Source organism: Oerskovia enterophila, assembly GCF_001692445.1.
Taxonomy (GTDB): domain Bacteria; phylum Actinomycetota; class Actinomycetes; order Actinomycetales; family Cellulomonadaceae; genus Oerskovia; species Oerskovia enterophila.
On sequence record NZ_MAQA01000093.1, the window covers coordinates 1 to 6,083 of the forward strand.

The following is a 6,083-nucleotide window of genomic DNA, read 5'->3' on the forward strand; positions in this document are numbered from 1 at the left end:
GTGGGGCGCGCGCTCGCGCGGAGCCTGTAGGTCCGGGGGCGGGGGCGGCCGCACGTCCGGCGAGGACGGACCGCGCCCTCACCAGTCCGCGGGCATCTGCACCGGGTCGCCCGGGCTCACGCGCGACGCGCGCAGCCCGGGCACCTCGAGCAGCGCCGCGACGAGCTCCTCGCTGCCCCCGAGGTCGGTGGCCACGGTGTCGAGCTCGGTGCACACGAACCAGGACCGGTCCTGCGGCCACCACAACGTGGGCGACTGGTGGAGCGACGCGAACGCGGCGGCCTGCGCGAGCGGCCCGTGCCACAGGTGGTAGGCGCGGTGCGGCAGCTCGAGCATCGGCGCCGCGGGGCGCTCGACCTGGTGCACGGCCCGCAGCGCGCGCACCCGGGCCTCGGCCTGCGCCTGCGCGAGCGCGAACGAGGACCCCGGCGCGTCCCCCTCGCCCACGTCGTCGATCCCGAACGAGAGCAGGGCGAACGACGTCGAGTCCTCGGGCCGTGCCGCGTGGTCATACAGCCACCCGTACCCGGTCCACAGCGCGAAGTGGCACAGCTGGTCGCCCGTGAACGGCGCGAGGGCGTCGATCAGCAGATCCATCTGCTCGGGTCCCGACTCGTCGCTCCGACCCAGGTAGAGCGACCCGACCCCTTCCTCCTCCTCGGCCCACGCGGGCACGTCGGGGATGCGCGCGTACGCGGCATAGCCCGACGGGACGCACGACCCGACGGTCCCCCACTCCCCCAGCCGGGGTCGGATCCAGTCGCCGGCCGACGCGTCGTCGTCCCACGCGACCTTGCCGAAGGGCGGGGGGAGGTCGGGGAGGCGAGCGACGTCGTCGGGCATGAGGCGAACGTAGCCGCGGCGAGGCCGCCCGGCCAGCGGACCGCGCTGCCGGTACGCTCCCGGCATGAACCTGCCCGACGGCGCCGCTCCCCCCGGTCCCCCGGCCGGCGGTCCGGGAACGGCCGAGCTCGACGTCGCCGGCTGCGAACGCGTCCTGCGACGCAACGGTCTGCCCCTGCTCCTCGAGGACCACTCGGCGCGCCGCGACGTGTTCGGCCGGTCGGCCCCCTTCCTCGTCGTCGTGCTGCTGCTCGAGCTCACGGGCGCCGTGAACGGCGGGTGGACGTGGTGGGGCAACCTGCTCGCCGTGGCCGGCGGCGCGGTGCTGATCGCCGCGGCCTACGTGGGGCTCAACGTGCTGCGCGGCAGGCACTGGTCGACGCTGCCGCAGGACGTCGGTGGGCCCGAGCTCGCGTTCTTCGTGCTCGTGCCGGCCGTGCTGCCCGCGGTGTTCGGGGGCGAGTGGGGGGCCGCGCTCGTCACGGCCGGCGGGAACCTGCTGCTCCTGGGGCTCGTGTGGGTCGTGGTCGCGTACGGCGTCGGCTCGTCGCTGTGGTGGGGGCTCGCGCGCATCGTCGACGAGCTCGGGGCGTCGCTCGTGCGGCTCGTGCGGCTCCTGCCGCTGCTGATGGTCTTCTCCCTCGTCCTGTTCTACAACGCCGAGGTGTGGCAGGTCTTCAGCCGGACCGGCGGGGCCGCGGGCGTGATCCTGGGGACGTTCTTCGCCGGGCTCATCGTGCTGTTCGTGGGGCTGCGCCTGCCGACCGAGGCCCGGAACGCCCTGCGCGCGGCCGCCGACGGAGTGCCGGGGGCCGCGGCGCTCCCGCCGCTGACCCGCAGCCAGCGGTTCAACGTGGCCGCGATGATCGGCGTCTCCCAGCTCCTGCAGGTGCTCGTGGTCAGCGCCGGCATGGGGCTCTTCTTCGTCGCGCTCGGCACACTGACCGTGACGCCCGAGGTCATGGACCTGTGGGGCATCGACGGGCAGCGCGTGCTGCTCACGTTCGACCTGTCGGGGAGCCCGCTCGTGGTCACGCAGACCCTCGTGCGGGTGTCGGTCGCGATCGCGACGTTCACCGGTCTGTACTACGCGATCTCGGTCCAGGTCGACGCGGTGTACCGCGAGGAGTTCGTCGAGGGGATCGGGGAGCAGCTGCGGGAGGTGCTCGCGACGAGGGTGCGGTACCTGGGGCTGCTCGGGGGCGCTTCTGCGTCGAGGCGCGAGGCAGAGGGCTGACGTCGAGGGTGACGTGTTCCGTCGAGATAGAGGGCTGACGTCGAGACAGAGGGCTGTGGGCCTCTACCTCGACCACACCCCCCTATCTCGTGCCCGCCTGTCCACAGATTCGTTGGTGCGCCTCCACGTGCGACGGCGAGCCACCACAGTGGGCGCATGCTCTCGACGTCCCGCCCTGCACTCCCCCGGCTTCACCCCACCTCCGCCTTCGCCCGAGCCGAGCTGCGGGCTGGGCTGGCCGACGGTGGGCTCGTCCGCGTGAGACGCGGCGTCGTCGCGAGTCTCCCCCCTGGCCACGGTCGCCGCGAACGTCTGGTGCTCGCCCGCGGGGCCGCGTTCGCCCACGACGCCACGACCGCCTTCTGGCTCAGCCACTCGACGGCCGCGGTCCTCTGGGGCTGCTGGACCTACCGCCTACGGGACCGGGCCGACGTCACCCAGCTGACCCCGCCCAGCGTCGTGCGTCGGGGCGGCGACCCGGTCCATCTGGTCGCCAGGCACTGGACCAGGCTCCCGGGGCGTGACCGCGCGGTCATCGACGGGCTCCCGGTGACGACCCTCGAACGCACCGTCGTGGACTGCGCACGCACGCTGCGCGGGGCGAGCGCCCTCGTCGTCGCCGACTCCGGTCTTCGCCTGGGGGCCGACCCCGTGCTGGTCGGCGAGATCCTCACCGAGGCGGCCGGGGGCCGGGGAGTCCGGTCGGCGCGCCGGGTGCTCGCGCTGGCCGACGCCGCGTCCGAGTCGCCTGGTGAGTCGGTCGTGCGATGGCTGGTGCACTCGGCGGGTCTGCCCGCCCTCGAGCTCCAGGTCCAGGTACGCACGTGGGCGGGCTCGTTCCGGCTCGACCTCGGGTGGTCGGACCTCAAGGTGGCGATCGAGTTCGACGGCGCGGTGAAGTACTCGACCCTCGCGGACGGTGACGCGACCACGCGATTCATGGCGGAGAAGCGGCGGCACGACGCGCTCGTCGAGGCCGGTTGGCTCGTGCTCCGCGTGACGTGGGCCGACCTCGACGAGCCGGACCGGTTGATCGGACGGATCCTCGCGGCCCGGCGACGTAGAGGTCTGACGTCGAGATAGAGGCCTGCAGCCCACTGTCTGGGCGGCAGGCCTCTACCTCGGCAGCACAGCCGGTCAGGCGTTCGCGACCAGCCCCAGCTCCGCGACGCTCGCGAGCCCCTCGTGCTGGGGCACGATCCGCACGGTGTACCCGAACGGACCCGACGCCTCGAGCCGCACCGACCCGGCGAACGCCGCCCGCCCCGCCTCGTACGTCTCGGCGAGCTCGAGCGGCTCGGCCGTGAAGGTCTCGATCACGTCGGCCTCGGTCACGCGACCGTGGACCACCTGGACCTCGACGTCGCCGGGCTGCAGGTCGCCGAGCGACACGTAGGCCTTGACCGTCAGGAGGTCGCCGACCTGCGGGACCTCGCGGATGCCGCTCGACTCGACGTGGTCCACCCGGACGCGCGACCAGTCGCCGCGCACGTGCTGCTTCCACGCCGCGAGCTCGCGCGCGGGCTCGAAGCCCGGGGCGTTGAGCGTGCGCCCGGCGACCGCCGCGGGCCCGTACAGGCGGTGCACGTAGTCGGCGACCATGCGCGTGGCCTGGACCTTGGGGCCCAGGGTCGCGAGCGTGTGCCGCACCATCTGGAGCCAGCGCCCCGGCACGCCCCGCTCGTCGCGGTCGTAGAAGCGCGCGGCGACCTGGGTCTCGATGAGGTCGTAGAGCGCGGCCGCCTCGAGGTCGTCACGACGCTCGGTGTCCTCGACGCCGTCGGCCGTGGGGATGGCCCAGCCGTTCTCGCCGTCGTACCACTCGTCCCACCACCCGTCGAGGATGGACAGGTTGAGCCCGCCGTTGAGCGCGGACTTCATGCCCGACGTGCCGCTCGCCTCGAGCGGGCGCAGCGGGTTGTTGAGCCACACGTCGCAGCCCGGGTAGAGCGACTGTGCCATGCCGATGTCGTAGTTCGGCAGGAACACGATGCGCCCGCGCACGTCGGCCTCGTCCGTGAACCGGACGAGCTGCTGGATGAGCCGCTTGCCCTGGTCGTCGGCGGGGTGGGACTTGCCGGCGACGATGAGCTGGACGGGCCGCTCGGGGTCGAGCAGCAGCGAGCGCAGGCGCTCGGGGTCGCGCAGCATGAGCGTGAGCCGCTTGTAGGTGGGCACGCGGCGCGCGAACCCGATGGTCAGGACGTCGGGCGAGAGCGCGTCGTCGACCCAGCCGAGCTCGGCGGGGCTGGCCCCGCGCTCGCGCCAGGACCTGCGCAGCCGGTTGCGGGCCTCGTCGACGAGCTGCCCGCGCAGCTCGCGGCGCATGTTCCACAGCTCGGCGTCGGTCACGGCGTCGGGGTTCAGCCAGCCCGACGACGCGGAGTCGGCCGTGAGCTCGTCGAGCCCCAGCTTCTCGGACTCGAGCGCAGCCATCCTGGGGTCGACCCACGTGGGTGAGTGCACGCCGTTGGTCACCGACGTGATGGGGACCTCGCGCGAGTCGAAGCCCGGCCACAGCCCGTTGAACATGCCGCGCGAGACCTCGCCGTGCAGGAGCGAGACGCCGTTGGCGCGCCCGCCCAGGCGCAGGCCCATGACGGCCATGTTGAAGACCGTCGGGTCCCCGCCGTCGTAGTCCTCGGCGCCGAGCGAGAGGACCTGCTCGACGTCGATGCCGGGGATCTGGTTGTCCCCGCCGAAGTACTGCGAGACGAGGTCCCGGCCGAACCGGTCGATGCCCGCGGGCACGGGCGTGTGGGTCGTGAAGACCGTCGCGGCCCGCACGGCCTCGAGGGCCGCGTCGAACGTGAGGCCCGCGCCCGTGACGAGCTCGCGGATGCGCTCGACGCCCAGGAACCCGGCGTGCCCCTCGTTGGTGTGGTAGACCTCGGGCTCGGGCGCCCCGGTCAGTCGCGACCACAGGCGCAGCGCGCGCACACCGCCCACGCCGAGCAGCAGCTCCTGCTGGAGACGGTGCTCGCCGCCGCCGCCGTAGAGGCGGTCGGTGACCTTGCGCGCGGCCTCGTCGTTGCCCGGCACGTTGGAGTCGAGCAGCAGCAGCGGCACACGGCCGACCGCCGCGACCCACACGTGCGCGTGCAGGACGCGCCCGCCGGGCAGGTCGATCGAGACGCGCGCGGGGGTGCCGTCGTCCTCGCGCAGGATGGTCAGCGGGAGCCCGTCCGGGTCGAGCAGCGGGTAGGTCTCGACCTGCCAGCCGTCGCGCGTGAGGGACTGGCGGAAGTAGCCCGCGCCGTAGAGCAGCCCGACGCCGACGATGGGCACGCCCAGGTCGGACGCGCTCTTGAGGTGGTCGCCCGCGAGGATGCCGAGCCCGCCCGAGTACTGCGGCAGCACCGAGGTGATGCCGTACTCCGGGGAGAAGTAGGCGATCGCCGCGGGGAGCGCCTCGCCCCCCGCGACCTGCTGCTGGTACCACAGGGGGTCCTGGAGGTACCGGTGCAGGTCCGCTGCGGCCGCGCGCACGCGCTCGACGAAGCCGTGGTCGGCCGCGAGCGCCGCGAGCCGGTCCGGCCCGAGCGCGCCCAGCAGCGCCACGGGGTCGCGCTTCACGGAGTCCCACAGCTGCGGGTCGATCCCGGAGAAGAGCTCGCGCGTGGGGGCGTGCCAGGACCAGCGCAGGTTGAGGGACAGCTCGTCGAGGTCGTGCAGCTCGGCGGGCAGGACGGTGCGGACGGTGAAACGTCTGATCGCTCTCACGGGTCCGACAGTACGCAACAGTCGGTCGTGGCACACCCCCTGCCCACCACCTCTCTGTAACGCTTGCATGAACTTTCACCCGCCCGTCGGGCGACGAGCGGGTGGAGGTTCGGCGCCACACCCGCTCTGTGGGTGCCGCTCACGGCCCACGCTCGATACCTTGTGCAGGTGCCGTACGGGTCGGACCACGCCTCGACGCGGAACGACCAGGCGCCCGGGGCGTCGCGCTCTTCGAGCGCATCACGGCCCTGGCGGGGCTGAGCCCGCAGGACGCGAAGAC

General features: G+C 73.4%; 4 protein-coding genes. 2 read left to right on the forward strand and 2 right to left on the reverse strand.

Annotated elements, in window-relative coordinates; translation table 11 throughout:
* Positions 1 to 78: 78 nt before the first annotated feature.
* The gene (locus OERS_RS20055) at positions 79 to 843 is read right to left on the reverse strand and encodes a hypothetical protein (RefSeq protein WP_068627755.1); all 765 of its coding nucleotides are present in this window, start codon (positions 841 to 843) and stop codon (positions 79 to 81) included.
* Between the two features lie 64 nt (positions 844 to 907).
* Between OERS_RS20055 and OERS_RS20060 the strand changes: the two genes are divergently transcribed.
* Together OERS_RS20060 and OERS_RS20065 are read left to right on the forward strand one after the other, a co-directional pair.
* Positions 908 to 2,080, forward strand: a complete 1,173-nt coding sequence (locus OERS_RS20060) for a hypothetical protein (protein ID WP_056763932.1) — start codon at positions 908 to 910, stop codon at positions 2,078 to 2,080.
* Positions 2,081 to 2,338: 258 nt separating this feature from the next.
* Positions 2,339 to 3,163 (forward strand): hypothetical protein, encoded by an 825-nt coding sequence (locus OERS_RS20065; protein WP_169834255.1) that lies wholly within the window; start codon positions 2,339 to 2,341, stop codon positions 3,161 to 3,163.
* A 54-nt stretch (positions 3,164 to 3,217) separates the two neighbouring features.
* Here OERS_RS20065 and glgP read toward each other — a convergent pair whose 3' ends face one another.
* Positions 3,218 to 5,803, reverse strand: a complete 2,586-nt coding sequence (gene glgP / locus OERS_RS20070; RefSeq protein WP_068627757.1) for an alpha-glucan family phosphorylase — start codon at positions 5,801 to 5,803, stop codon at positions 3,218 to 3,220.
* Positions 5,804 to 6,083 lie beyond the last annotated feature (280 nt).

Bases quoted from the DNA above. Each gene is read 5' to 3' on its own strand.
- OERS_RS20055 (WP_068627755.1), bottom strand. From the start codon at position 843: ATGCCCGACGACGTCGCTCGCCTCCCCGACCTCCCCCCGCCCTTCGGC.
- OERS_RS20060 (WP_056763932.1), top strand. From the start codon at position 908: ATGAACCTGCCCGACGGCGCCGCTCCCCCCGGTCCCCCGGCCGGCGGT.